Annotated in this window: 32 protein-coding genes; 20 read left to right on the top strand and 12 right to left on the bottom strand. The window is 64.7% G+C overall.

Annotated features, from left to right (window positions below; genetic code table 11):
• The first annotated feature begins 22 nt into the window (after positions 1 to 22).
• Positions 23 to 250 carry a hypothetical protein gene (locus tag MLB1_RS14090; protein ID WP_180750473.1) on the top strand — a complete coding sequence of 76 codons (228 nt, stop codon included), beginning with the start codon at positions 23 to 25 and terminating at the stop codon, positions 248 to 250.
• Here the strand turns inward: MLB1_RS14090 and MLB1_RS14085 are convergent.
• Positions 247 to 933 carry a histidine phosphatase family protein gene (locus MLB1_RS14085; protein WP_180750472.1) on the bottom strand — a complete coding sequence of 229 codons (687 nt, stop codon included), beginning with the start codon at positions 931 to 933 and terminating at the stop codon, positions 247 to 249. The genes MLB1_RS14090 and MLB1_RS14085 overlap by 4 nt on opposite strands.
• Positions 930 to 1,853: a prephenate dehydratase gene (gene pheA / locus MLB1_RS14080; protein WP_180750471.1), complete on the bottom strand. Its 924-nt coding sequence runs from the start codon at positions 1,851 to 1,853 to the stop codon at positions 930 to 932. The genes MLB1_RS14085 and pheA overlap by 4 nt, the downstream gene beginning before the upstream one ends.
• 147 nt (positions 1,854 to 2,000) lie before the next feature.
• Between pheA and MLB1_RS14075 the strand changes: the two genes are divergently transcribed.
• Positions 2,001 to 2,786, top strand: coding sequence for a DUF2470 domain-containing protein (locus tag MLB1_RS14075; protein ID WP_180750470.1), 786 nt, complete (start codon positions 2,001 to 2,003; stop codon positions 2,784 to 2,786).
• Here the strand turns inward: MLB1_RS14075 and MLB1_RS14070 are convergent.
• Complete coding sequence (locus MLB1_RS14070) at positions 2,783 to 3,472, bottom strand: alpha/beta fold hydrolase (protein ID WP_180750822.1); 690 nt, start codon at positions 3,470 to 3,472, stop codon at positions 2,783 to 2,785. The two genes, MLB1_RS14075 and MLB1_RS14070, sit on opposite strands and share 4 nt — an antisense overlap.
• 22 nt (positions 3,473 to 3,494) lie before the next feature.
• On the opposite strand from MLB1_RS14070, the gene MLB1_RS14065 reads away from it, so the two are divergent.
• Complete coding sequence (locus MLB1_RS14065) at positions 3,495 to 4,256, top strand: CPBP family intramembrane glutamic endopeptidase (protein ID WP_180750469.1); 762 nt, start codon at positions 3,495 to 3,497, stop codon at positions 4,254 to 4,256.
• 89 nt (positions 4,257 to 4,345) lie between these two features.
• On the opposite strand, the gene MLB1_RS14060 is transcribed toward MLB1_RS14065, so the two are convergent.
• Complete coding sequence (locus tag MLB1_RS14060) at positions 4,346 to 4,510, bottom strand: hypothetical protein (protein WP_180750468.1); 165 nt, start codon at positions 4,508 to 4,510, stop codon at positions 4,346 to 4,348.
• Positions 4,511 to 4,572: 62 nt separating this feature from the next.
• Here MLB1_RS14060 and MLB1_RS14055 point away from each other — a divergent pair, with 62 nt between their 5' ends.
• From MLB1_RS14055 to MLB1_RS14040, 4 genes are all read left to right on the top strand, one after another.
• Complete coding sequence (locus MLB1_RS14055) at positions 4,573 to 5,514, top strand: LCP family protein (RefSeq protein ID WP_180750467.1); 942 nt, start codon at positions 4,573 to 4,575, stop codon at positions 5,512 to 5,514.
• An 18-nt stretch (positions 5,515 to 5,532) separates the two neighbouring features.
• The gene (locus MLB1_RS14050) at positions 5,533 to 6,090 is read left to right on the top strand and encodes a ferritin (protein WP_180750466.1); all 558 of its coding nucleotides are present in this window, start codon (positions 5,533 to 5,535) and stop codon (positions 6,088 to 6,090) included.
• A 172-nt stretch (positions 6,091 to 6,262) separates the two neighbouring features.
• The gene (locus MLB1_RS14045; protein ID WP_180750465.1) at positions 6,263 to 6,811 is read left to right on the top strand and encodes a ferritin; all 549 of its coding nucleotides are present in this window, start codon (positions 6,263 to 6,265) and stop codon (positions 6,809 to 6,811) included.
• 136 nt (positions 6,812 to 6,947) lie between these two features.
• Complete coding sequence (locus tag MLB1_RS14040) at positions 6,948 to 7,871, top strand: SAM-dependent methyltransferase (protein WP_180750464.1); 924 nt, start codon at positions 6,948 to 6,950, stop codon at positions 7,869 to 7,871.
• A 93-nt stretch (positions 7,872 to 7,964) separates the two neighbouring features.
• Here the strand turns inward: MLB1_RS14040 and MLB1_RS14035 are convergent, their stop codons facing one another.
• The 4 genes from MLB1_RS14035 to msrA form a co-directional block, all read right to left on the bottom strand.
• Positions 7,965 to 8,825, bottom strand: coding sequence for a glycerophosphodiester phosphodiesterase (locus tag MLB1_RS14035; RefSeq protein ID WP_180750463.1), 861 nt, complete (start codon positions 8,823 to 8,825; stop codon positions 7,965 to 7,967).
• Positions 8,800 to 9,762, bottom strand: coding sequence for a DUF4328 domain-containing protein (locus tag MLB1_RS14030; protein ID WP_371750624.1), 963 nt, complete (start codon positions 9,760 to 9,762; stop codon positions 8,800 to 8,802). The genes MLB1_RS14035 and MLB1_RS14030 overlap by 26 nt, the downstream gene beginning before the upstream one ends.
• A 282-nt stretch (positions 9,763 to 10,044) precedes the next feature.
• Positions 10,045 to 10,371, bottom strand: coding sequence for a rhodanese-like domain-containing protein (locus tag MLB1_RS14025; RefSeq protein ID WP_180750461.1), 327 nt, complete (start codon positions 10,369 to 10,371; stop codon positions 10,045 to 10,047).
• Between the two features lie 244 nt (positions 10,372 to 10,615).
• Entirely contained in the window at positions 10,616 to 11,362 is a 747-nt protein-coding gene (gene msrA / locus MLB1_RS14020) for a peptide-methionine (S)-S-oxide reductase MsrA (protein ID WP_180750460.1), read from the bottom strand.
• Between the two features lie 177 nt (positions 11,363 to 11,539).
• Between msrA and MLB1_RS14015 the strand changes: the two genes are divergently transcribed.
• From MLB1_RS14015 to MLB1_RS13995, 5 genes are all read left to right on the top strand, one after another.
• Positions 11,540 to 11,695 (top strand): hypothetical protein, encoded by a 156-nt coding sequence (locus MLB1_RS14015; protein ID WP_180750459.1) that lies wholly within the window; start codon positions 11,540 to 11,542, stop codon positions 11,693 to 11,695.
• Positions 11,696 to 11,888: 193 nt separating this feature from the next.
• Positions 11,889 to 12,512 carry a superoxide dismutase gene (locus MLB1_RS14010; RefSeq protein ID WP_180750458.1) on the top strand — a complete coding sequence of 208 codons (624 nt, stop codon included), beginning with the start codon at positions 11,889 to 11,891 and terminating at the stop codon, positions 12,510 to 12,512.
• 156 nt (positions 12,513 to 12,668) lie between these two features.
• Entirely contained in the window at positions 12,669 to 13,202 is a 534-nt protein-coding gene (locus MLB1_RS14005) for a peptidase (protein WP_180750457.1), read from the top strand.
• Positions 13,203 to 13,447: 245 nt separating this feature from the next.
• The gene (locus MLB1_RS14000; RefSeq protein WP_180750456.1) at positions 13,448 to 14,158 is read left to right on the top strand and encodes a TMEM165/GDT1 family protein; all 711 of its coding nucleotides are present in this window, start codon (positions 13,448 to 13,450) and stop codon (positions 14,156 to 14,158) included.
• 446 nt (positions 14,159 to 14,604) lie between these two features.
• A complete protein-coding gene (locus MLB1_RS13995) occupies positions 14,605 to 15,003 on the top strand; it encodes a secretion protein EspR (RefSeq protein ID WP_030096169.1) in 399 nt (132 codons plus the stop codon).
• A gap of 107 nt (positions 15,004 to 15,110) precedes the next feature.
• On the opposite strand, the gene MLB1_RS13990 is transcribed toward MLB1_RS13995, so the two are convergent.
• The 3 genes from MLB1_RS13990 to MLB1_RS13980 form a co-directional block, all read right to left on the bottom strand.
• The gene (locus MLB1_RS13990; RefSeq protein ID WP_180750455.1) at positions 15,111 to 16,223 is read right to left on the bottom strand and encodes a hypothetical protein; all 1,113 of its coding nucleotides are present in this window, start codon (positions 16,221 to 16,223) and stop codon (positions 15,111 to 15,113) included.
• A complete protein-coding gene (locus MLB1_RS13985; RefSeq protein ID WP_180750454.1) occupies positions 16,220 to 16,711 on the bottom strand; it encodes a DUF955 domain-containing protein in 492 nt (163 codons plus the stop codon). The genes MLB1_RS13990 and MLB1_RS13985 overlap by 4 nt, the downstream gene beginning before the upstream one ends.
• Before the next feature lie 103 nt (positions 16,712 to 16,814).
• Entirely contained in the window at positions 16,815 to 18,260 is a 1,446-nt protein-coding gene (locus MLB1_RS13980) for a hypothetical protein (protein ID WP_180750821.1), read from the bottom strand.
• Positions 18,261 to 18,577: 317 nt separating this feature from the next.
• Between MLB1_RS13980 and MLB1_RS13975 the strand changes: the two genes are divergently transcribed.
• The 8 genes from MLB1_RS13975 to MLB1_RS13940 all read left to right on the top strand — a co-directional run bounded on the left by MLB1_RS13975 (position 18,578) and on the right by MLB1_RS13940 (position 25,194).
• Positions 18,578 to 19,234, top strand: a complete 657-nt coding sequence (locus MLB1_RS13975; protein WP_180750453.1) for a DUF6474 family protein — start codon at positions 18,578 to 18,580, stop codon at positions 19,232 to 19,234.
• A gap of 3 nt (positions 19,235 to 19,237) precedes the next feature.
• Positions 19,238 to 19,903 carry a YcnI family protein gene (locus tag MLB1_RS13970; RefSeq protein ID WP_180750452.1) on the top strand — a complete coding sequence of 222 codons (666 nt, stop codon included), beginning with the start codon at positions 19,238 to 19,240 and terminating at the stop codon, positions 19,901 to 19,903.
• Positions 19,903 to 20,481 carry a copper resistance CopC family protein gene (locus MLB1_RS13965; RefSeq protein ID WP_180750451.1) on the top strand — a complete coding sequence of 193 codons (579 nt, stop codon included), beginning with the start codon at positions 19,903 to 19,905 and terminating at the stop codon, positions 20,479 to 20,481. The genes MLB1_RS13970 and MLB1_RS13965 overlap by 1 nt, the downstream gene beginning before the upstream one ends.
• A 138-nt stretch (positions 20,482 to 20,619) precedes the next feature.
• Complete coding sequence (locus MLB1_RS13960) at positions 20,620 to 21,324, top strand: hypothetical protein (protein WP_180750450.1); 705 nt, start codon at positions 20,620 to 20,622, stop codon at positions 21,322 to 21,324.
• 81 nt (positions 21,325 to 21,405) lie between these two features.
• Positions 21,406 to 22,212 carry a MerR family transcriptional regulator gene (locus MLB1_RS13955; RefSeq protein ID WP_180750449.1) on the top strand — a complete coding sequence of 269 codons (807 nt, stop codon included), beginning with the start codon at positions 21,406 to 21,408 and terminating at the stop codon, positions 22,210 to 22,212.
• Positions 22,213 to 22,235: 23 nt separating this feature from the next.
• Positions 22,236 to 22,724: a ribonuclease E activity regulator RraA gene (gene rraA, locus MLB1_RS13950; protein WP_180750448.1), complete on the top strand. Its 489-nt coding sequence runs from the start codon at positions 22,236 to 22,238 to the stop codon at positions 22,722 to 22,724.
• Positions 22,724 to 23,911, top strand: a complete 1,188-nt coding sequence (locus MLB1_RS13945; protein WP_180750447.1) for an amino acid deaminase/aldolase — start codon at positions 22,724 to 22,726, stop codon at positions 23,909 to 23,911. The genes rraA and MLB1_RS13945 overlap by 1 nt, the downstream gene beginning before the upstream one ends.
• On the top strand, positions 23,908 to 25,194 hold the full coding sequence (locus MLB1_RS13940) for a D-arabinono-1,4-lactone oxidase (RefSeq protein WP_180750446.1): 1,287 nt from the start codon (positions 23,908 to 23,910) through the stop codon (positions 25,192 to 25,194). The genes MLB1_RS13945 and MLB1_RS13940 overlap by 4 nt, the downstream gene beginning before the upstream one ends.
• Here MLB1_RS13940 and MLB1_RS13935 read toward each other — a convergent pair.
• Entirely contained in the window at positions 25,184 to 25,327 is a 144-nt protein-coding gene (locus MLB1_RS13935; RefSeq protein WP_180750445.1) for a hypothetical protein, read from the bottom strand. The two genes, MLB1_RS13940 and MLB1_RS13935, sit on opposite strands and share 11 nt — an antisense overlap.
• Positions 25,328 to 25,393: the final 66 nt, after the last annotated feature.

Here is a 25,393-nt window from a genome sequence, read left to right as displayed (position 1 = left end):
TATCCGGTGCTACAACTCGGGTATGAAGAAATCACCGGAGTGGCGCGACGCCATCCACTGCGGTGTCGCATGCCGCGATTGCGCCCGCGATATCGACCATTGCCATGGCACGTTGATCGTGCATCCTTACCGTCACGCCGACTGCACCGCATTCGACTGCGACGGGCCGCACCTACTGCGGCACAGCCTCGTCATTGATTGCGTTACCGCACAATGCGATTGCGGTAGGCAGATACAGCTGGCCGGTTAGCCCATCGGATCGGCCGACTGCGCCAACTCCTCGGCACTGGCCGCTTCCTGATGGGGGAAGGGCGCCGCCGCCTCGCCCCAATGCACGCAGCTCCATCGTCCGTCTGTAATCGGTGCCAAGACAACCGCTTCCGTATTGAGCAGGTGACGGTTCACCGCGAAGCCCGGATCAACTCCGGCAAGCGCGGCGGCCACCAATCGGATCGCCGCCCCATGGCTCACAATCACCACGTCGCCGCCTGACGCGTCGTTTTCGAGATGGCGCCGACGCAGATCGGCGACCACGGGTAGATACCTGTCAAACACGTCCTGAGCGGATTCTCCGCCGGGCATCCGGGCATCGACATCCCCGAAATGCCAGCGCTCGTACACCCGGTCGAAGATCTCAAAGGACTCCAGGTCGCTGCGGTCCTCCAATTCACCGGCCTGCACCTCATGTAAACCCTCGGCTTGAAGTGCCGGCACCCCAAGATGTTCGGCGATTCCACTGGCAGTTTGTATGGCGCGTAACGCCACCGAATGCACCAGCACCGCGGGTGGGCGCTCCTCGTACTGTTCTGCGAAGAGACGGGCCTGCTGCATTCCGAGTTCGGTCAGCGGCGCACCCGGCGGTTTGGTGTCCAGTCGGCGCTCGACATTTCCATATGACTGTCCGTGCCGCACCAGGATCAGGCGTCCACTCACAGCACCTCCCCTTCCCGTAACCCGTTGAGCCACTCCGAGGCGTCATCCAGCACCGGTGGGTTGGCCCCCCCGGATGCCGCCGCTCGTGGCCACGATCCCAGATACCGCACATCCTGACAACGACGATGCAGTCCTTTCAGTGCCTCGCCGACAGCGATGTCGTCGACATGGCCGACACAATCCAGGAAGAACCGGTAAACGCCCAAACCGGTGCGGGTAGGCCGCGACTCGATGAACGTCAGGTCGATATCCCGGATTGCGAACTCGTTCAGAGCACCGGCAAGAGCTCCCGGCACATTCCTCAGCGCCAAGACCATCGAGGTCCGATCCGATCCGGTGGCCGGAGGCGGCGATCCTGGCTGCCCTACCAACACGAAACGGGTGTGTGCGTTGGGCTCGTCCACCACACCGCTGGCGCGGGTGTGCAGTCCCCACCGCTGGGCGGCCCATTCCGTAGACACGCCGGCGTCGGCACGCTCGGCGTGCACGTCCTCGGCGGCGGCGGCGTTCGAATTGGCGGGCACCAACTCCGCATCGGGCAGGTTGATGGCCAACCACTCCCGCACTTGCGCAGCGGCGATCGGAAAAGCTGCCACGGTCTTGACTGCATCCGCCGAGGTGCCCGGTCGCACCACGATGCTGAAGGACACCGGAAGCACGGTCTCAGCAAAAATCTGCAGTGGCGCACCGCCCGCCAGCGTGTCAAGGGTCGGCACTACTCGTCCCTCAAGCGAACTCTCGATCGGAACGCAGGCATAGGACGCGTCGCCCTTCTGTACCTGCTCCAACGCCTCGCGGGGGCTCACGACCGGGACCGGCTCCACCGAATCCGCCCCGGGGATGAGGCCCGACGCCTGCAGCCTGGTCAACGCAGCTTCCGAGAAGGTGCCTTGCGGCCCGAGGTATGTGATGCGCTGCACACTTCAAACCTTAGGCGTTCGACCGCCCGGCGAACCCTCGACACAGGCGGCAGCACAGGTGTCCCTTGCACTCTCCGCCGCCCGTTGTTAACTTAGGCTTACCTCAGTTCGTCGGGTTCTTCAGGGTTCGAAAAGGAAAGGGTCACCATGACCGCAGCACCGCCAACCACCGCCGAGCGCGTTCGTTCGGCCTGCGCACGGGCCGTGAGCTCAACCCTCGCCATTGCCGGTGCCGATGTCGTCGGCACGTCGCTGCACCATCTGTTCGACGACGGCACCTTCGCCATCGCGGTCCCATCGGAAAGTGCCATCGCTGCGACGGTGATCACCGCAGGCCGACCAGGGATGCCAGCACTCCTGGAACTGACCGATCAGGCGCCACTTCCGCTGCGTGAGCCGGTCAGATCACTGGTCTGGGTGCGCGGCAACGTGGTAGCCGCCTCCGATCGGGAGGCTCGCGGCATCGTCGATGTCATCGCCAGCCGCACACCCGATCCGGCACTCCTGGATATCCGCACCGATATGCGGCTGCGCACGGAGCCGGGCTCGGTGCTGCTGTGTCTGACCGTGGAATCCGTCGTCGTCGCCGATTCGACAGGAGCCGAATCGGTGGACGTCACGTCCCTACTCGGTGCCCGACCCGATCCCTTCTGCGCACTTGAGGCCGGGTGGCTGTCGCATATCGACCAAGACCACCGGGATCTCGTCGAACGGTTGGCGCGCCGGCTTCCGCTGAATCTGCAACACGGCGAGGTGCGGCTACTCGGCATCGATCGCTACGGCATCCAGCTGCGGGTCGAGGGCGCCGACGGCGATCACGACGTCCGGCTGCCCTTCAACCAGCCCGTCGACGACACCGCGGGCCTGAGCCAGGCCCTGCGTATCCTGGCCGGCTGCCCATTCCTCAACGGGTTGCGCGCGCGCAAGATCTAACCCAGCAACAGCTCACGTAGCACCCCGGCGAACATTGCCGGAGCATTCCGATGCGCAAAATGATCTTGTCCCACAAGCTCTTTCACTCGCGCGCCAACCACCCGCCGAGCCAGATACCCCACCGGCTCGCGGAATTGCGGCGGCGAGTTCATTCCTTCGAGAAGCAGCATCGGGGTGACCGTCCGGGTGTACTCACCGAGCACCTCGACACATCGATCCAGCGCCTCGAACTCCCGTGAGACGGTCACCGAGCGCGCTCGAACCGCCGCACTCCCTTCCCGATTCGCCGCCGCCACGCCAGCCGATACCGGAAGCGGTGGCTCGTAAAGGACCACGGCCGCCGCATCGAGTCCACGGCGCAACGCCTCCAGCACGACGACGGCGCCGAACGAATGGCCGAGTATCACCGCATCGGGTCCCGCCGCGGCCGCCACCGCGATCACATCGTCGGCCTCCCGCGCCAGGCTGTGTTCCTCCGCGTCGGTACTCGCACCGTGACCACGCCGGTCGATGAGGAAGCAGGTGAAATCCCGGTCCAGCGCCGCAGCGACATCGGACCAGCTCGATCCGGAATCCATCGCGCCATGCACCACCACCAGCGGAGGACCCGCACCTGACACCGTCAGACTCAACCGCACCCCATCGGGCGACGCCACATAGCGGAGAGTGCTCACCACATCGGACACTCTTCCACCAATACCAGCCACAATGAGCGCCGTGGCCGAATCGGATATGTCACCGCGCACAATCCGCATCGAGATGGGGATCGTGCTCGCCATCACCTTCGGGATGAGCGCCCTCAGCGCCATCCTGCAGTTCGCCGCGGCCGCCCTGGCGGGACTGTCCGAACAAACCGTCGCGCTCAACCCTCGGCGCGCCGAGCTCAGCCTGATCGACCTCGGATTGAACCTGGTGTCGATCACACGGTTGGCGGCGTGGGGCGCGCTGGCAGTTTACCTGTTGTGGCGCAGCGGATTCCGTCCATCATCGATCGGGCTCGGCCGCTGGCGCTGGCGGGCCGACGGTCTTGGCGCGCTCGGACTCGCGGCCCTCATCGGGCTTCCGGGTCTGGCACTGTATGTCGGCGCACGCTGGATGGGCTTGAGTGTCCAAGTAATTCCCGCCTCCCTCGATGACACCTGGTGGCGAGTACCGGTGCTGGTGCTGTCCGCGTTCACCAACGGGTGGGCCGAGGAAGTCGTGGTTATCGCGTACCTGCAGACCCGGCTGCGACAACTGGGATACGGCGCGGCGACCGCCATCACGTCGTCGGCGCTGCTGCGCGGTTGCTACCACCTATATCAGGGCGTCTCGGCAGGGATCGGAAATCTGGTGATGGGTCTGGTCTTCGGGTATGTCTGGCACCGCACCGGACGGCTGTGGCCGCTGGTCGTCGCCCATGGCGTGATCGACACCGTGGCCTTCGTGGGGTTCGCGTTGCTCCGGACACACCTGGGGTGGCTCGATTAGCCTCGTGGTAACCGATGAGACGAGCCCAATGACCGAACCCACCATCCCCTTCCGTGGACGGCACCCCCGCCAACAGGAGGACAGCCAGGTCATCCGTCGGCATCCGCAACCGGCACCACCACGCGACACTCCACTCCCGCGGCAGGGTCCCCCACCTCCTCGCCGAGGGCAAATGCCGCCACCGCGGCCCAGGTCCCGTGATCCCCGGCCGCGGCGGTCCGCGGCTCCAGCCCCGCCCCCTCCCCCCGCTCCACCGCCGCGTCCGCAGCGTAAAAGGCAGTGGGGCAAGTGGATACGACGAACATTCGTCCTGACAATGACCTTCGTGCTCGTTGGGTTCTGCACAATCATCGGTACGGCGTTCTGGATCGACGGACGGTTGCACCGCGTGGATGCGCTCACCGACTATCCGGAACGACCCGCGCCCGGCAGCGGCACCAACTGGCTTCTCGTCGGCTCCGACAGCCGTCAAGCCCTCAGCCCGGAGCAGGAGGCGGAGCTCGCCACCGGTGGAGACACCGGCGATGGACGCACCGACACCATCCTGTTGGTGCACATACCCGCGTTCTACGACGGGGGAGCGACCACCATGGTGTCCCTCCCCCGCGACTCATACGTACCCATCCCCGGATACGGCAGCGACAAGATAAATGCCGCGTTCACGCTCGGCGGCCCGGCATTGCTCACCCAAACCGTCGAACAGGCCACCGGGCTGCGCGTCGACCACTACGCAGAGATTGGATTCGGCGGATTCGCCTCGGTCGTCGATGCCGTCGGCGGCGTCTCGATGTGCCTCGATGAGCCCATCGACGATCCACTGGCCGGGATCAACGTGGCGCCCGGGTGTCAGATGCTAAACGGGCCCAATGCACTTGGATACGTACGCAGCCGAGCCACGCCGCGTGCCGATCTGGACCGCATGACGCATCAGCGCGAGTTCATGGCTGCGTTGTTTCACCGGGTGAGCGGCCCGACGGTATGGGCCAACCCCTTCCGCTGGTATCCACTCGCCACATCGACCGCCGACGCCATCACCATCGCTCAGGGCGATCACAGCTGGAACTTGGCCCAATTGGGCTGGGCCCTAGCAGGTTCCGTGCAGAACCTGACGATGCCCATCGGCTCATTCTCCTCGAATTGGTCAGGTGACATCGTTTCCTGGGACGAGGAGGCCGCCGGGCGGCTGTTCGACGCCCTTCGCACCGGTCAACAAGTTCCTGCTGACCTGTTGCCCGACCCGGCCACACCGACCCCTTGACGCACTAGGCTTTTCGTTGTGGCTACCACCGATCTGCATGCGCGTGCATCCTCACCATTTCTCGAACTCTTGCGTGACCAGATACGCAATGAATTCACGGCCTCCCAGCAGTACATCGCTATCGCGGTCTACTACGACGACGCCGATCTGCCGCAGCTGGCCAAGCGCTTCTACGCGCAGGCGGTCGAGGAGCGCAACCACGCGATGATGATCATCCGCTATCTCATCGACAAGAACGTCGCGGTGGCGATCCCGGGCATCGATCCCGTCGTCAACGAATTTGCCGACGCGCGCGCGCCCATCGCCCTGGCCCTCGAACAGGAGAAGCGCGTCACCGATCAGATCACCGAACTCGCTCGCGCGGCCCGCTCGTCGGGCGACTATTACGGCGAGCAGTTCATGCAGTGGTTCCTCAAGGAACAGGTGGAAGAGGTCGCCACCATGGATACGCTGTTGACCGTGGTCGACCGAGCCGATCACGACCTGTTCGATCTGGAGAATTTCGTGGAACGCGAGCTCAATCGGCTCGTCGGCCAGGATCCGACCGCGCCCGCGGCCGCCGGGGGCGCACTCTAATCAATTTTGTGCACGACGATTTCCAATTAGCGATGCGCAGAAATTAACTTTGGTTAAGTTAAGCACTTATCCAATTAGCCTCCGCGATATCCGCCTATTACTTAGGTGACGATAACCTCATTAAGGCTGACCTTGGCTGACAAGGCCCCTGACCTGGTCTATTGTCAAATCCATGACCGCGACGGACACTCCTAAAACGAAATTCAACGCGCTTCTCCACGATCAGATTGGCCACGAGTTCACCGCCTCACAGCAATACATTGCAATAGGCGCGTATTTCGATGACGCCGATCTCCCGCAGCTCGCCGCGCATTTCTACAAGCAGGCGGTCGAGGAACGCAATCACGCGATGATGATCATCCGCTATCTCATCGATCGGCGGGTCTCGGTCGAGATCCCCGGCGCCGGCGCAGTGACCAACGGGTTCACGGCACCGCGTGAGCCGCTGGCTCTGGCACTCGCTCAGGAGCAGACAGTCACCGATCAGGTCACCGAGCTCGCGCGCACCGCGCGGGACGAAGGCGACTACATCGGCGAGCAGTTCATGCAGTGGTTCCTCAAGGAACAGGTGGAAGAGGTCGCCCTCATGGACACACTGCTCACGGTCGCCGAGCGTGCCGGCGATAACTACTTCGACCTTGAAGAGTTCGTGGCCCGCGAGATCAGCGTCGAGTCAACCGCCGATGCGACTGCACCCCCAGCAGCGGGTGGCGCACTCTAGGCACTCAACAAAGATGTCCCCCACTTCGGCCCGTCGCCGAGGTGGGGGACATCTTTGTTTCGCGGGTTGTCGAATACCTATGTTCGCTGTCTGCGTCTTTCCGATAACCTTGACCGGGTCGCGGGGATAGTCGCTTTTGCCGGCACAGCGAAAAGGGGTGCAAAGGTTGTTCCGCGGTAGGCAAATTCAACTGACGCTGACCGCGTCCCGCGCGATCGAGTCACACCGAGCACTCCCCCTGTTTGTCGACGTCTTCGCCGAGCAGTTGGTACTGGCCTCGGGCGATCCCTACGCACTGGCGCTTCTCGAGTCGACCCGTGACGACTCTCCCCATGACGCCGCGGCAGACCGCACCATCTTCATCGCCCGCTGCCGCGCCCTGATGACACGCCACTACGACGATTCCCTCCAGGCCGCGGCGCAATCGGGGGTCCGCCAGGTGGTGCTCTTGGCCGGTGGGCTGGACACCCGCGCCTATCGGCTGGACTGGCCCGATGACACAACGCTATTCGAGGTCGACTACCCGGAGTTGCTCGATTTCAAGGAGCACGTTCTCGCGGAGGCCGGAGCGACACACCGTACAACGCGGCGGCAGGTCGGCACGTTCCTGAGCGGGCCGTGGCAGTCTGATTTGACGGCAGCAGGTTTCGATCCCGATCTGCCGACCGCATGGCTCGCCGAAGCACTCATCTCCCATCTGCCGGGCCCGAGTCACGATGCTCTCTTTGAGCGGGTCATCGAATTGTCCGCACTGGGCAGCACCATCGCTACCGACACTGACGGGATCTCACCATCCGGTCAATCGTGGGCGGATGTACGCGATGCACTCGAGGCCGAGGCATTCAACGCCTCGGAACTCATGCGCGCTCACACGCATGAGGAGCGAACACGATCCAGCGAGTGGCTCTCGGGGCACGGTTGGCTGGCACAGACGACCACTGGACATGAGCTGGCGGACCGATACGGTGAGCATCTCAGCGGCGAATTGGAGCCCTACGCCGAGGAGTTCGCCAAGCGCAGGTTCCTTACCGCCACGCTGCCCGTGTCGTACTTGCACTAGGAAAGGCGCGGATACAGACCTCATCGGTTCGCCCGCGCAAGGACTCGAAGTCGAAGTCTTCCTCGCTGGCGGACTGCCGGGTGGAGAGATCAGCTAGGGCGCGGTACCCGTGAGTCCCCGCTGCAACCATGCCTTGGTCCTGCCGGGATGGTTGGTCGCGATCCAGGCGACACCTATGCTCCGGCAGAACTCGACGTCCTCGTAATGATCGACCGTCCAGCAGTAGGTCGCCCTGCCCTGCGCCGCGGCCCGGTCTACGAGTTCCGGATGTTCACGCAGTGTGGCCACGGACGGGCCGACCGCGGTAGCGCCCACCGTGGTGGCCGCGCTGCCGCCAAGGTATCGCGACGTCTCGCCTAATAGCACCGTGGGCAACATGGGTGCGGCACGACGTATCCGCCAGACCGCGGCAGCCGAGAACGACATGACGACCGCGCGCGACATATCGGCCGAGGCTGGCGCAGCAATGCCGAACCGGTGCAGCAGTGCGAGCACCTTGTTCTCCACCAATGACCCGTAGCGGACCGGATGCTTGGTTTCGATGAAGAGCTTCACCGGGCGGTTCCAGTCGAGTACGAGCGAAACCAGCTCCTCGAGCGTCAGCAGCCCGGTGCCCGAGCCGGCCTCCACACCGCCGGGGTGCCAGCCACCGAAATCCAACGCGCGCAGCTGACTCAGCGTCATCTCGCTGACCAGGCCGGTCCCGTTGGACGTGCGGTCCACTCTGCGGTCGTGCACACAGACCAGTTGTCCGTCCCGAGTCAGGCGGACATCGCATTCCACCCCGTCGGCTCCCTCTTCGAGGGCAAGCTCATACGCGGCAAGGGTGTGTTCGGGCCGGTCCGCCGACGCGCCCCGATGCGCGACGACGAACGGATGCCGTTCGCCCCTGCCGTCTATGTCCTCGCCGCTTCGCGCAAGCGGCTCATCACCAGGCTCCGACGACTCGGTCACGCTCCAATGCTGCCGGTTCTTGCCCCGCTGGTTCAACCGCAGCGCCGGAATTGCCCTCGCGTGTCGTCAGTACATCCGGTCGATCGGCATCGATGGGCACCGGTCGCTGCAGCGACTCCACTGCCAGCCAGCGCACCGCCCGGTGATGTCCCTCCGGCGCGGTGAAGCCCTGGTACACCCTGCGGAGCCACCACGCCGCGACCGCTGCCACCGCGTAATCGACGGCGGTGAACAGTGCGTTGTCGGCGATTCCCTGCACAGTCGCCGAATCTCGGACCATCCATGCCACGAGTACCAACAGCCATGTGGTGCCCCACAAGATCGACCACCAGACGATGTTTCGGTACTGCCGGTACCACCGGTTCTCGATCTTGGCGAGCTCCAGGAGCAGCAGCGGCACACCCACGATGTTCACAATGGGTGCCAGGCAGCCCACGCGGATCTCCCATGGACGCCTCGGATCGTCGAATCCGAGGTCCCGGTACGTCTCGGCGCGGCGCCCGATCATCCAGTCGGTGAGGAACCACGCGGTGGCCACCATGACCGCAAAGGCCAGCGACACGCTGAGGAGCACTAGCCCATTCGACGTGCTGGCGACGAACCGCGGGATCAGCGCTCCGCGGTTGTAAGCCATCAACGCATATCGAAGAAAATGCGCACACGAAACGATTGCCAGGGTGATGATTGTGGCGAGTAGAAGCCTTTCGAGCACACGGCTGGGGATGTGCCCCCCGGCTATCCCTTGCCGCGACGAACCTGCGGGCTCAATGTGGTCCACCAGACCCCAGCGGGGGATGTACCCGTAGCGCGGCGTCGGTCCCAGCGGACGTCGCCGACGCGCCGGTGTCGGGGGCGAGCCGGGGCGTACGGCAATCCACCGGTACCCCGCAGGGAGCCGTGTGGGACGGGCCGGAGGGCGCATTGCGGACGTTGCCACGGAGGTCTGCTGAGTCGGCGGAACCCAGTACTTGCCACCAGGAAGCTGAGCCCCAGCGGAGGGCTGCGGCATGGAGGCGGAGAGACGGGGCGGGGCGGTCATCCCCGGTTCAAGGAGAGTGCCACGGCACCGCGGGCACCAGTATCGACGCTGCTCACGCACGTTCCACTGGGTACTGCAGCGGGAGCACACCTGGATCATTCGTCCAGCGTAACGGCCTGAGGCTGCAACCGGCAGCGAGTAGCGCAGTGGAGCCAATCGGCGGGGTAGGTCGCCAGAAACTCAGCTGATGGTCGGCTTACCTGCCTGTACCCACGCAAGCATGCCGCCAGAAACGTTGCTGACATCGAAACCGTTGCGGTCCAGGTAGGCGGCGGCGCGTTGAGAGCGCCCGCCCGCGTGGCAGATCACCCACAGCGGAGCATCCGGATCGAGCTCGTCCATCCGGGAGGGCACGTCGCCGAGCGGGATATGTTGCGCGCCGTCGATATGGCCGGCCGCCCACTCGTCATCTTCGCGGACGTCAAGCAACTTGACACCAAGATCCAACGCGGCCGAGATCTCGTCGATACCGACCTGTGGAACCTCGTCGCCCGAGGGAGAACTCATCGTCTATTCCTGTCGCTCGATCGGTAGGGCAGCTGCGCGCCCTGCAACTTTTCGCAGTGTGACCCACGCCACAGCAATGTCGGCTTATCCACAGTATCCACAGGTTGATCCACAAACCACAGGCTGCTCATTTGCATTTGCGCTGGCCAGGACTCCGTAGAGCCGCCCAGCAGGGCGAGCGACGGGGAACCGTAGCACTGCCTGTGCATAGTTAGCGAATTCATCTCCGCTGCCGTGGGATAGCTCACGCTTGTGCTGGATCGCCGGGTGGCACATCCAGGCCGACCGGGCAGGAGACCGACGTCCCTCCCAGTCCGCAGTATCCATTCGCGTTCTTGGCCAGGTACTGCTGGTGGTACTCCTCGGCGTAAAAGAAGCGCCGGGACGCATGCCCCACCGGCCCATCCAATGGGGCTATCTCCGTGGTGACTTCTCCGAATCCGGCGTCAGCAAGGGCCGATCCGTAGCGTGTGGCACTCTCGGCAGCCTCGGCCGCCTGGCTCTCATTCGTCGTGTAGACGACCGAGCGGTACTGGGTGCCGCGATCGTTGCCCTGCCGCATGCCCTGGGTCGGGTCGTGGCTTTCCCAGAACTGCACCAACAGCTGTTCGTACGTCACCTCGCGAGGGTCGAACACCACCAGCACGACTTCGGTATGGCCGGTGCGCCCCGAGCACACCTCGTCATACGTGGGGTTGGGTGTGTAACCCCCGGCGTACCCGACCGCGGTGGAGTAGACGCCCGGAAGATTCCAGAACCCACGTTCGGCCCCCCAGAAGCACCCTTCCCCAAACACCGCGGTCTCGAGCCCCTCGGGGAAGGGCGGCACGATCACGTGCCCGTTGACGAAATGTGTGCCGGATACCCGAATGGGGGTGGAGCGCCCGGGCAGGGCTGCACCCTCCTCGACGATTGCCGGTTTTCCCGGTTTGAGCCCCACATCGAGCCGTCCCAAGATCTGATCGCGAACGTTATCCGCCCAAGAAGCCATGCTCTCGATGGTACGCCGCGGTGTGCCCCCGATTTGCTGGTCTAGCTGGGGTTTCCAGGTATATGCAGCATGAATTTTCACGCACCGCGATTTGGAGCTATGATGACCGTCACACGAGAGATGTTGTGACTCATCTCACCGTGGAGGTGCTTGCAATAGTTAGCAGGAAAGGCAGCGATGACAGCGCAGTCGGCAGGCCATGAATCGATGCCCACTTCAGGCTGGCAGCTGACGCCACGCTGCTACAACACCTCATACCGCGTTGCGGCATTCCGCGCCCTTGTCATCGCTCTCGTGCTCGCGGCCGGCCTCGCGTTTCTCATCCTGATCTAGCCGATCCGGCAGGGTCACCCACTCCGTCAAACATTCGGTAACCAAATCGGGGATGTCTGCATCCTTGCGACGCGTTGCGCAATAGAGCAGGGTTGAATCGGTAGGCCGGCACTCCGGAGTAACCGGTTTGACCGTGTCTTCTATTGAGTGGATCTGCACACACGCGGATACGAAGCAAGCGGAAAGGAATCTCGTGGCTGAGTACACACTGCCCGATTTGGACTATGACTACGGCGCCCTGGAGCCCCACATCTCGGGACAGATCAACGAGCTACACCACAGTAAGCACCACGCGGCCTATGTGGCGGGCGTCAATTCCGCAGTCGCCAAGTTAGAAGAGGCACGTGACAAGGGCGACCACGCCGCGATCTTCCTCAACGAGAAGAATCTGGCGTTCCACCTCGGCGGCCACGTGAACCACTCGATCTGGTGGAAGAACCTGTCGCCCAATGGCGGTGACAAGCCCACCGGCGACCTGGCCGCCGCCATCGACGACCAGTTCGGCTCCTTCGACAAGTTCCAGGCGCAGTTCACCGCCGCAGCCAACGGCCTGCAGGGTTCGGGCTGGGCCGTGCTGGGCTACGACAGCCTGGGCCAGAAGCTCCTGACCTTCCAGCTGTACGACCAGCAGGCCAATGTTCCTCTGGGCATCATCCCGCTGCTCCAGGTGGACATGTGGGAGCACGCCTTCTACCTGCAGTACAAGAACGTTAAGGCGGACTACGTCAAGGCGTTCTGGAACGTGGTGAACTGGGCAGACGTACAGGACCGGTACACCGCGGCCACCACCAAGACGTCGGGTCTCATCTTCGGCTGATCGCGTTGGTTTCGCTTGGGCCCCGGGTTCGTTACGAATCCGGGGCCCAAGTGTATTTCCGGCGTGTCCGCTAGCGATTGCGGTGCGGTACCGCGCATGGTAATCCTGGAGTGAGCAGCGTCGCGCAATGTGGATTGTGATGTCGCGGAGGCAGATATGGCGAATGGTTCCGATCTCCCGATCGAGATCGCGCCCTTCCATGCGGGCGGGTCGCTCAGAGGATTTGTGGTGTGCGGCCGCTGGCCCGATTCCACCAAGGAATGGATGCAGCTACTCATCGTGACGGTGCGCATCGCCACATTGCCCGGATTGCTCTCCACCACAACAATTTTTGGCGCCCGCGAAGACCTGCCCGACGACCCGATGCCCGGTATGGTCGGTTTGGTCATCGCAGAAGGCACGGTACTCGGCGAATCGGCAGTCACTCCTGGGCATTTCGCGGAACACCAACCCCCGGCACTTCTCATGCTTCATCCACCATCCGAGACCAACCCCACCCTTCCGGAATGCCTTGGGGCAGCGTCGGGTTGTCTACTCCTTCCCGGATTGCCGCATCTGGGTCTGGAACATCGCGCGGCATGGGTCGAGGCCGAGTCGGACGGTACTGTGACGTCCGTGGTGAGCCGGGTGGGCATCGATCCGATCAGCGATCCCGACACGGCCGTATTGGCAATGCTGCTTGCCGCGTAACGGTTTTCGACAACCCTCCTTCCCGCTACTCGAAGCAATGGTTTCGGGCACCCGAAACCATCTCCCCTGCTGGCATTTTCGGTCTCACGGCGCTATCGTGGCGAAGTAAGCGAAGGGGAGTAGCCCCCAATCGCACGGTCGACATACTGGCGCCACGCGCCCGGCCGGCGAACCGATAACATTCGGTGGGCGAGACCTTCGGCAACTGCCCGGGTGCTAACCCTGGCCTTGTCGAAAGGTCCGCCATGTTGTCAGCCGCCGCAGTAAGTTTCGGCGTGGTATTCCTTGCGGAGCTTGGCGACCGTTCCCAGCTGATGGCCATGACCTACGCCCTGCGTTATCGGTGGTGGATGGTGCTCTCGGGTATCGCGGTGTCATCGGTCGTGGTTCACGGTCTCTCCGTCGCCGTCGGGCACTTCCTCGGTGCCACTCTCCCCGAACGGCCCATCGCCTTCTGTGCGGGTTTGGCGTTTCTCGGGTTCGCGATCTGGACATGGCGTGAGAACAACGCAAACAACGGCGGTGAACCAGCGACCGCCCGCACAACTCGTTTCGCCTTCCTGGCGATCATTTCGTCATTCGTTCTGGCCGAGCTCGGGGACAAGACCATGCTGGCCACCGTCGCACTCGCCAGCGACCATCAGTGGAATGGCGTGTGGCTGGGCTCGACGACGGGCATGGTGTGCGCTGACGCGGTCGCCATTCTGGTCGGCGCCCTACTACACCGCTCACTTCCGGCCCATCTGCTTCAGAACATCGCCTCGGTGCTCTTCGCGATCTTCGGGTTCTGGATGATCTTCGACGGCGCGCTCGGGTTGCGTTGGGTGGCTGTGACGCTTATCGGGTTCACCATGGTTGCTGTGATCTTGATCACAGTCCGTCGGCGCCGATTCACCGCTGGTCAGAGGGGATGCCCTGCTGACGGCCACACTTGCGGTCGACGTTCCACTATTTAACCGTTACCTCTGCGCGGCGATTCCCACCATAATCGCAAGCTGCCGTTATCGTCACGGACATGACATCGTGCCAGGTCAGCGTGGCGTGCGCGGAGAAAGCGCGGTGCTGGTGCGAGTAGCAACTCTGCAGGTTATACAGCTGGACACCGATCTTGGTCTGCATAGGAAACGAATGCGATCTATCCACACGGGCCGCGCCGGGGCCGTTGCGCCGTCGCCGTGGGGATTCATCAATCATTTGCCTGAGAACGAAGATTCCCAGATCGTCATGAACATTCGACGCTGCACGAATGTACCTGAGCTAGCAGGTTTGGATAACCGAACACCACGTCCACCCTGAGTGAACTTGACGGTTGCGCTTGGCTGCAGGCAAAACTAAGGTTACGATGGGCAGCAAATACGTCCCCCGAATTAGCAACTTTCTCTGTTTGTGGAGGTAAGGCTCGATGAGCACCACGTTCACCGCACGTTTGAATCGGTTGTTCGACACCGTGTACCCCCCCGGGCGCGGCCCCCACACCTCTGCCGAGGTGATCGCGGCCCTTCGTTCGGAGGGCATCACTATGTCTGCGCCGTACCTGTCGCAGCTGCGGTCGGGTAACCGGACCAACCCTTCTTCGGCAACCATGAAGGCGCTCGCCAACTTCTTCCGGATCAAGCCGGCGTACTTCACCGATGACGAGTACTACGAGAAGCTCGATCAGGAGCTGACCTGGCTCGCCAATATGCGCGACGAGGGTGTCCGCCGGATCGCAGCCCGCACTGTGGGGCTGTCCGTCGAGGCACAGGATCGCATCACGCAGGCCGTCGACGAATACCGTCGCAAAGAGGGTCTCGACAGCTAGTCCACCGCTTGCCTGGCCGGTCCACTCGGGGAGGGATCGGCCAGTTTGGCGTTCTACCCGCTCGTCGAGCCGGCTGGAACGCACAGGGGGACGGAGCTGTTCACAACTTAAGAACGTTCGGCACGCACCAGCCTGCGGTACTCGGAGGCGATCGCAAGGATCCATTCGCGATCGGAGTATCCGTCAGGCTGGTGTAGCCATTCTGGGCCTGGAAAATTCTCTTTCGGATCGCCCTCGGTCATGACCCACTTCACCACCGCGTGGGCCTGCTCATCGGGCAGCGCATCGAGCTGCACTGGCTCCACGTCGAGTTCGATATTGCCCTCACCCTCCGATTCGGGGTCAAGCCCCTGAGCATGCATCGCCTCCAGGAAGAGCGCATCGGAAATATAGGCCATCCGGTCAGCCACCTGGAACGCCAACGGACCACGCGGCCGTACCCCAATCGCGGCGTCCGGCTGACGCTTCTTGAGGTCCTTGTACAGCGGTGCCAGCACGAACATCTCGCGCCTCGCCACTAGCCAGGTCTCAAAGGTCGGCAGCAGCGACCCCACCGCCACCATCGCCATCGCACAGCCGATCAGCGTGGCCGCGGTGCCGATCGTCACGTACTCCGACTCCGCCACCGCGACACCGACTACCACCAAAACAGCCAGCACCAGCAGGCTGATCCCGACGGTGAAGAGGAACAGGGCGCGACCCCGACGGGTGCGGTTGGAGTAGGCCATTCCCGCCCAGAGCACCACCGACAGCGCTACCGCGATGTAGAGCATCGGGATCAGCCAGGCCGTGCCGGAAGCGAATCCGCCCAGGTCGTGTTTGAGGAATTCGCGAGGCGTCATCTCGGGCTGCGGACCGCGGGAAAAGAACACGGCCAGGCTGGCACCGGCGATTACGGTCGCGGCCAGGTACTGCCAACGCGCCCACCGCTTATTGGCAGTCGAGGTACGGCTGGCGGACATGCTGGTGATCATCACGCAGCTGCCCGCTGCGCAGGCCGTCAGCGCGGCCTGGCTCACAGCCACCGAGATATTGGGCCAACCCAACGAGCTGTCCACCAGCATCGTCAGCGGTTCCCAGTTCAGCGCCGATACCAGAGCCAGACTTCCCAGCGCGACGATCATTCCGGTGCTCACCGGGGATTGTTTGTGGACAAGCACCCACCCGATACGCAAACCCGTCGCCATCCCCAGCAGCCCGGCAATTACCCAGGCGATCACCCAAAGGCCTCCCCGAGCCTTACCTGAACTATGGATGCGCGATCAGATGGCAGCCGTCCCAGCCGGTACAGCAGCAGCGCCGCGAAATCCTCGGCCTCTTGTTCGGCTTCCATACCGGCCGCACCCATGCATCCGGTGCGCTGGGACAGCATGTAGGCGATGAGGTCGTCGCTGGCGAATTCGGCTTCGTCCCTAGCCATCTCGACCACCGAGGCGCCCTCGTGCCGCAGCACGACGTGGCCAAGTTCGTGGGCGAGCGTCCGGTCCCAAGTGGGCAGACCGCGCTGGATGATGAAGATGTCTTCGTTCTCGTATTGACGCCATTGACCGCACACACCGGGCGGTAGGTCCGCGGAGATGATCTCAATGGACCGGTCACGGTCGCGGCCGACGGCCTCCACGAGGGCGGTGAGTGTTACCTCGCCCTTACGCGGGGCCAAGTCGAGGACGGTGTTGACGGCATCGGTCACACGACGGCTTGCGCCCATGTGCCTCTCCCCTCACCGTGTGCCTTCCTGCGCAGGACCCTGTCTCGGGTCCTGCGGTGCCTTCCCGGACAGACCCCTAGCGGGGTGCTGTATCGATTCTCCCCTATTCGAGGAAGCGGGCGGCAGCGGAGGCGCGAACCGTGTGCCCGGCCTTGGCCTGCCGGTATCCGAGCGCGGCTCCGATGAAGGTCATCATCGCGATGCCGGCGGCACCCGGAATGGCCATCGCGGCGATCTCGGATGTCTTCGTCAGTCGGAGATAGTCGCCATAGCCGGTGCGGGGCGCGATGGTCTCGGCCGCGACGAACTGCTCGATCGGCTTGGTGACCGCCTCGGGTCGCTTGTCGCCGCCCGCGGTCACGACAACATCGCCACCGCGGCCAGCCTCGACCTGCTTGATGGTGACGACCGGCGGCGCCGGAGGCACGACGGGCGACAGCGGTGCGATGACCGGCGGCGCGGGTGGCGTCGCGATCGCGACGGCAGGTGTCTTGGGCGTGGGTACGGTCGGCGGAGAAATGGGGCCGGTATGGATTCCGGGGTTTCCGCTCGGGGGTCGCGTTCCGGCCGCGCCACCGGAGGGAGCGTCCGGATTCGGCAGGCCGCCGATGTTGGGAAGCCCGGGCAGAGTGATCACGTGATCGTGGTCACCCTCGGATTCGTGCACGGGAGTCGTTCCGCCACCGGCACCTGGAGTGTGCGCGGCGGTACTCGGCTTCTTCTTCCAGATGACGATGGTGCGCCCACCCATGGTGACGGTGCCGCTCGGAACCTTGGGCTCCTCGGACGACGCCTCGTGCTCCGTCTGTGTGGAGCCGGAGGCCGGCGAGTCGGCCGTCGCGCCCGGTGCGGTCGCGGTGTGCGGTGACGTCGCGGTATCCGTCTTGGGCGTCGTGGCGGTCTGAGTCTTAGGGGCCAGCGCACCGGTCACCGCGCCGAGGGCGCCCTTCAAGCTGGGATGCTCTTCGGTCTGAGTCGTTGTGCCCCTGGGGTTTTCAGCAGAGAGGCTTTCGGCGGACGGGCTGGTGACATTCGGGGTGGTGCCGGTATGGACGCCTGCGGCGCCGCCGGAGTGCGGCAGGTTGACCCCGATGCCTGTGCCGGTCGTGTTGGTGTTCGTGCTGTTGGGAGTGCTGCCGCCCGCACCGGGGGTGCCTGCGGCATTGTCGGACGATTTGCCGTTGGCGCCCGCCGAACCGGGCTTCGGAACGTTCGCTCCGGGGCCCTTGTCCTTGTCGCCCTTGCCCTTGTCCGAGTCGCTGGAACTGCCGCCCTCGGCGCCGTCCGATCCGGACGCGCCGTGCAGGCTCTTGCCGAATGACGGGGATGAGGGTGCGCTGCGGGTGCCGCCGCTGCCCGGACCACCGCCGCCACCGACACCGCCGCCGAACAGGCCACCGGTGATCTTGTGGATTGCACCAGCCAAACCGTGGTCGTGGTCATGGTCATTACCTGATCCACCGCCCGGATTTGCATCCGCTGCCGGGGTATTGATGGCGAAGACCCCGAATCCCCCCATCAGCGTCCCCGAGCTGAGCACCGTCACCACAGCCGCGCGTGCCGACGCACGCTTCAGCTGCTGGCTTCGCCTGCTCGGTTTTGCTCGATGTCGCCCCACGGCGACTAGCATGACGGGAATTTGCTCGCGGGTCAAATCTCAAGCGCAGATCCAGGCCTTCACACCCTATGCACCGCTCAAATCGCGGCCGTCAGGATTTCGCTGGGACCGGTCGGGAACCTTTGCAGTGCGCCATACGACCTCACCGATATGGGGTGGATTAGGACTCCCATCCGCACGGGGACGACGAGGGTCGGCGCGCTAGGGTTAGCGCCACACTCGCAACGCGATGAACGGAGGCCGCTGGGATGGGTTTACTCACCAGCCGCAAGAGCCGCTCGACGAAACGGGCCGAGGCTCAGGCGCTGAAGGCGAAGGCCAAGCTCGAAGCCAGGCTGGCGGCGCGAAACGACCGACGGCGGATGCGCATACAAGCGCGATCGGAATCTGCCGCCCGGCGTGACTCGCGCAAGACCGATCTGGCGACGTTGAAGGCCCAGCGGCTGATCGCCCAGGATCAGCTCAGGGCGGTCCGCGAAGGCAAGCTGCTCTCCCCCACTCGGATCAAACGCACGTTGACGGTGGTGCGGCTGCTGGCTCCGGTGCTGCTGCCGCTGCTGTACAAAGCGGCCATCGCGGCCCGCGGAGTGTTGGATCAGCGCCGCGCCGATCGTCTCGGCATACCGCTTGCTGAGCTTGGCCAGTACTCGGGGTTCGGCGCGGAGTTGTCGGCTCGTATCGCCGGGGCGGAGCAGTCGGTACAGGCCGTGCTGGACCGAGCGCCCAAGGACGCGGAGACCAAGAAGTTCACCTCAGCCGTCCGTGCGCGGCTCGATGAGTTGGGTACCGCAGTGGGGGCCGCCGAGCACATGCCGCCGACCCGTCGTCGTGCGGCGCACTCGGCGATCGCCCGCGAGCTCGATGGCATTGACGCCGACCTGTTGGCACGACTTGGAGTGAGGTAACCGATGCGCGTACTCCCCCGGCTGTTGGTGGCGTCGGCCGCAACGGCTGTCGCACTGTTGACTCTTGCGGTTCCGGCCTTCGCTCACGTACGCGTGACCACGGACAACACCGCACGCGGCGGCTACGCGACACTGGAGTTCTCGGTTCCCAACGAGTCCCAGACCAAGGCACTGACCACTGAGTTGACCATCCAATTGCCCGATGTCGGCTCGGCGAGCACCGAGCTACTACCCGGCTGGACCAGCACCGTCGATCGGGACACCGCCAAGGGCACGGTCCGGTCGGTGACGTGGAAAGCGGTTGCCGGCAACGGGATTGGGCCCGATCAGTTCGCTCTGTTCCGGGTGCGCGTCAAGCTGCCCGACACCGAGAAGGTGACCTTCCCGGCAACCCAGACATATACCGACGGTCAGGTCGTCAGGTGGGATCAGCAGGCGCAGCCCGGCGGTGCCGAGCCGGAGCACCCGGCTCCCGCATTGGACCTGACGCAAAGCAAGGCCGACCACGACGGACATTCGGCGCATGCGCCTCAGGTATCGGCAAACCCTGAATCCGGGGAGAACGGTACCCACATAGATAAGACGGCTCGGTGGTTCGGCGGGATCGGGTTGATCCTCGGTGCCGGCGCACTCGCGCTTGCAGTGACGAATCGGCGGAGGCAACAGTGATGACAGTTCTGCGCAAGTCGGTGTCGGTGCTCTTTTCCGCGTTCATATTTCCGGTGTTCATAGCGATGGCATTGGGCCTGGCGTTGCCAGGTGTGGCGTCGGCGCACGCGGTCAAGGTGGCCTCCGATCCGGCCGAGAACGCCGTCTTGTCCGGGCCTCCTGCCCAGGTCAGTGCGACCTTCAACGAGCCGCTGCAAAAGCGTTTCGCGGCGATTACGGTCACCGGCCCGGACGGCAAGACCGATCAGTGGCAGACGGGCGACCCGGTGGTATCCGGCGCGATGATTTCGGTGGGTATGAAGTCTGACGCCCCCGCCGGGAAGTACGCGGTGAACTTTCGGGTGATCTCCGAGGACGGGCACGCGGTCGATGGATCGTGGCCGTTCACCATCACCGGGTCGGGGGCACCGGCCTCCGCGGGTGCGCCCGCGGTGTCGCAGCAGCCATCGACAACGGCGAGCTCCTCGGCGACGTCGCCGAATCCGACCGACGGGGACATGCCCATGTGGCCGTTTGTCGTGGGTGTGGTGGTCTCGGTGGGTGTCGCGCTCTTCTGGACGCAGCGTCGTCGGTCGTAGATCTCTGGGGGGCTCGACTGGCCTTTTCCGCCGTAACGGCATGATGGATGACGGCAGGGCGGCAGACATTCGGGTGTGAGCCGCTCATCGTGGCCGCGAGCACCCGAGTACGACAGAAACTTGCGAAGGAGCAGGCGCATGGCGGACCAGGACAATTCGGCTAACGAGCCCGACCCGACACCGGAGAATCCCGCTGCGGGCGAGGCGTCACCGCCCGCGGCCCCGTCTCGGCCCGCGAAGGCCGCCAAGCGTCCCGCGGCCAAACGCGCGCCCGCCAAACGGGCAGGCTCGTCGGCACCGCCGAAGTCTGGTCCCAAGGCCGACTCCGGTCCCAAACCCGCTCCGGGTCCGAAGCCGCCCGCGGCGCCGAAGCCGGCTGCACAGGCGAAGCCCGCTGAGGTACCGGCACCGGAGACACCCCCGCCCGCCGAGCCCTCCAAGCCCGAGCCCCCGGCCGCGGCAACACCGGCACCCCAGCCCGCGGCGGAGTCGGCAGCGGCCGCGCCCAAGCCCGAGGTGCCCCCCGCACCAAAGCCTGCGGTCGACGCCCCCAAGCCTGCACCCGCACCAAGGCCTGTCGCCGCGGCTCCCAAGCCGGAAGTTCCCACCGCCGCGCCCACACCTGAGCCCGCCCAGCCCGATCTCGTGGCGGCGGCCAGGGAGGCTGCCGCCAAGGCGAAGTCGACTGTCGACTCGGCTCCACCACCGATTCCCGGCCCCGCGTCGGAAGTGGGCCGTCAATCGCCGAACCTGAAGATCGCGGTCGGTGCCGCGTTCGCGATCTTCATCTTGTTGCTGCTGCGGCGCCGGCGCCGCAACGGCGACTCCGTTGAATCGGACTGATCCCGCGGCGGCTGCCCGCCAGGACTGACTCCGTCGAAAAGGGCTTGACCCTCACGCCACGGGAGGCCGCACAGTGTCCCTATGAGCACGGCGGAATCGAACCCACGCACAACCGGCCATACCGACCTCATGACGGTCGGCCGAGTATCCGAGCTGACCGGTCTATCGGTGCGAGCGCTGCACCACTACGACGAAATCGGCCTGGTGGCACCCCGTGCCCGCACCGCGGTCGGCTACCGCGGATACACCGATACCGATATCGAGCGGCTCCATCTGGCGCTGCTGTACCGGGAGGTGGGGTTTGGTCTTGAGCAGATAGCGGCCCTGCTCGACGATCCGGATACCGATAGGCGCACGCACCTGGAAAGCCAGCGCGCACTGTTGTTGGACCGTATTGACCGCTTGCACCACATGGTCGCGGCAGTGGAGAACATGATGAACGCTCACAAAAGCGGTGTTCAGCTGTCCGTCGCGGAGCAGATCGAGATCTTCGGCGACAGTCGATTCGTCGATGAGTACGCGGTAGAAGCAGAGCAGCTCTGGGGCGGCACCTCGGTCTGGAAACAGAGCCAGGAACGCTCCGCCCGGTACACCAAGGAGGACTGGATCCGGATCAAGGCCGAGGGAGATCGCCTGCTCGCCGACCTCGCGGCTGCCAAACGCGAGGGCGTCGAACCGGGGTCGGAACGGGCCGATGCCTTGGCGCAGGCCCATCGGCACAGCATCGACGAGTTCTTCGATTGCTCCCCGCACATGCAGGTCTGTCTCGCACAGATGTATGTCGAGGACGACCGGTTCCGGGTGTACTACGACGACACCGAGCCCGGTCTGGCGCAGTGGCTGCACGATGTCGTAGTCGCCTCGAACGATAAGGCCGCCACCGAGTAGAGCCCGCGCAATAAACTCGGGGTATGACGACCGCACCTATCACCCCCCGACCGACCGCCGACCTGGGAGACGAGCTGGGCATCGAGATGGCCAGCTGCGACCTTCAGCTCGCCCAGTTCGGTGGGCGGCCGGTATTCGCCGGGGCAATCACCACGGTGCGCTGCCACCATGACAACGCACTGCTGAAATCCATTCTGTCAGAGCCTAGTTCGGGTGGTGTGCTGGTTATCGACGGAGGCGGTTCGCTGCACTGCGCACTGGTGGGCGATATCATCGCGGGGATCGCCGTCGATAGCGGCTGGTCCGGTCTGGTGATCAACGGGGTGGTTCGCGACAGCTCCACCCTGGCCACCATGGACATCGGGGTCAAGGCCCTCGGCACCAACCCCCGGAAGGGCACCAAAACCGGTGCCGGGGAACGCGATATCGTCGTGACCTTCGGTGGCGTCGACTTCACGCCGGGGGCGATCTGTTACGCCGACCACGATGGCGTCGTGGTGGTTCCTGCCTGATGTCGGTACGACGGCTGGCGGAAGCGCTGCGAGGGGCACCCGTACCGCTGGCCGCTGTCGATATGGATGCCGCACGAGCCAATGCCGCGGCATTGGTCAGCGCGGCATCCGATCTACCCATCAGGGTGGCCAGTAAGTCGATACGCAGCACCGCACTGATCCGGAAGTTCCTGGAGATACCCGGATTTCGCGGGGTGCTGGCCTTCACCCCAGCGGAGGCGGTGCATCTCGCCGATGCCGGTGTGGACGACCTGCTCATCGCCTACCCCAGTGTCGACCGTGGGGCACTGGCGACGGCGGCCCGGCACCGCTCCGTAATCCGCCCGCTGATCGATTCGGCCGACCACGTGCGTCTGCTCGCCGCCGTTGCACAGGAGACCAACGCGCCCATCCCGGTATGCCTCGATATCGATGCCGGGTGGCGGCCTCTCAGCGGCCCGGTGCATCTGGGTCCGAAGCGATCGCCAGTGCGCACCCCCGAGCAGGCGGCAGCACTCACCGATCTGGTGTGCGCCACGCCCGGGCTGCGGCTGGCGGCGGTCATGGCCTACGACGGGCAGATCGCCGGCGTCGGCGATATCGTCCCGGGAAATCCCTGGTACCAGTTGGCGGTTCGTGGCATGCAGGCGTCCTCGCTGCGCGACCTCGGGGACCGTCTCCCCCGGGTTCTGGACGCGGTGACCGCCCGCCTACGGGCCGCCGGGGCGCCGCCGCTAGAACTGGTGAACTCCGGCGGAACCGGCAGCCTGGCCCGCATCGCGGGACTGGGTTTCGCCACCGAATTGGCCGCCGGTTCGGGCTTCTTCGCCCCCGCCCTTTTCGATAACTACCGCAACCTGGACCTGGATCCGGCCGCCGCCTTCGCATTGCCCGTGGTACGCAAGCCGGCGCCGGAGCTTGCCACGGTGCTCGGCGGCGGGTACATCGCCAGCGGCCCGGCCGGGCCGAGTCGGGTTCCGGTGCCGTCGTGGCCCACGGGTTTGTCATTCGAGACATCCGAGGGCGCCGGCGAAGTACAGACTCCGTTACGCGGGGCGCGCGAGCTGCAGATCGGCGACGTGGTGTGGTTCCGGCACGCCAAGGCCGGTGAGCTCTGTGAGCACTTCACCGAACTACAGCTTGTCGAGGACGGTCAGCATGCCGGATCGGTATCCACGTATCGCGGTGAGGGAATGATGTTCCTGTGAGCGAGTGGCGTAACTGGAGCGGGCAAACATCTTGTGCCCCAGCGCTGGTGGCCCGCCCGCGCACCGAGGATGAGCTGGCGTTCACCCTCAGAAGGTCTGCCGGGCGGACGGTGCGCCCGATCGGCTCGTCGCATTCCTTCACCGAGCTGTGCGTCACCGACGGCGTACAGATCGATATCGCGGAACTGCGTCACGTCATCTCGGTGGACGAGCAGGACCGGATGCGGGTCCAGGCCGGTATCACCCTGCATGAGCTGAATCGCCAGTTGTTGCGGCACGGGCTGGCGCTGCCCAATCTCGGCGATATCGACACCCAGACTCTCGCGGGGGCCGCCGCCACCGGCACCCATGGGACGGGCCTGGGGTTCGGCAATATCTCTCAGACCATCGTGTCGGTGCGAATCATGGCCGCCGACGGCACGGTTCACGAGATCACCGGCGGCGACGAGCTGCGCGCGGCGCGGATCTCTCTGGGTGCACTGGGTGTGGTCACCGAGTTCACCCTGCAATGCGTGCCGTCGTTCCGGCTGTACCGCCGCCAGTCTGTGCACGATCTGGACTCCGTGCTGGCTGATCTACCCGCGCTACTAGCAGATACCGATCACCTTGAGCTGTATCTGTTTCCGCATACGCGGCGGGTGCTGCTACTGCAATCGACGCGCACCGACGAGAGTCCGTGGCCCCGTCACCCGGTGAAGCATTGGGTGGAGCGCGACCTCGTGGAGAACGGTGCGCTCGGTGCGTTGATGTGGACGGCCGGGCGGGTACCGGCCGCCGCCCCACGGATATCTCAACTTGTTGCGGCCCTGGCCGGTTCCAATGAGTCGCAGGATGAGAGCGCCGCGGTGTTTGCGAGCCCCCGCAAGGTGAAGTTCACCGAGATGGAGTATTCGCTTCCGCTGGCCAATGCCGGCGAGGCGATCGAGACCGCGCTGGCCACGATCGAACGGAACCGTCATCGCGTGGCCTTTCCCTTGGAGGTCCGCTTCACTCAGGCCGATGATGCGCTGCTAGCCCCCGCCTATGGCCGCGAGAGCGTCTATCTGGCGGTGCATCAAACGATTCACGGCCAGTGGGAACCGTACTTCCGAGACCTGGAGCCCATCTTGATCGGGCTGGGCGGCCGCCCGCACTGGGGCAAGCGGCACACGCTCACCGCCGATCAGCTGAGCGAGCGGTATCCGGAGTGGCAGACATTCCAGGATGTCCGCGCGCGGCTGGATCCCGCAGGCATGTTCAGCGGCGGATACCTCAGCCGGCTGCTGGGGCCCGTCAGGCCCTGAACCAGGGCGGCGGTGTCGGGACGAAATCGAGGTCGGAATCAATCACTGCGGGGGATGTCCCGGTGATCTCGCTGTCCCAGACGAACTCGCTGGGCCAGTCGTCCGTGGCGACGGGAGAGTTGTGTTTTCCCACGATGCACTCCCAATGACCAGGTCAATTATCTGGGTACAATATGTACCCAGATATACTTTAGGCGGG

The sequence above is a fragment of the Mycobacteroides sp. LB1 genome (assembly GCF_013449725.1).
Taxonomy (GTDB): Bacteria; Actinomycetota; Actinomycetes; order Mycobacteriales; family Mycobacteriaceae; genus Mycobacterium.
Note: the sequence above shows the minus strand (reverse complement) of the source record. Positions and strands in the feature narration are given on the sequence as shown.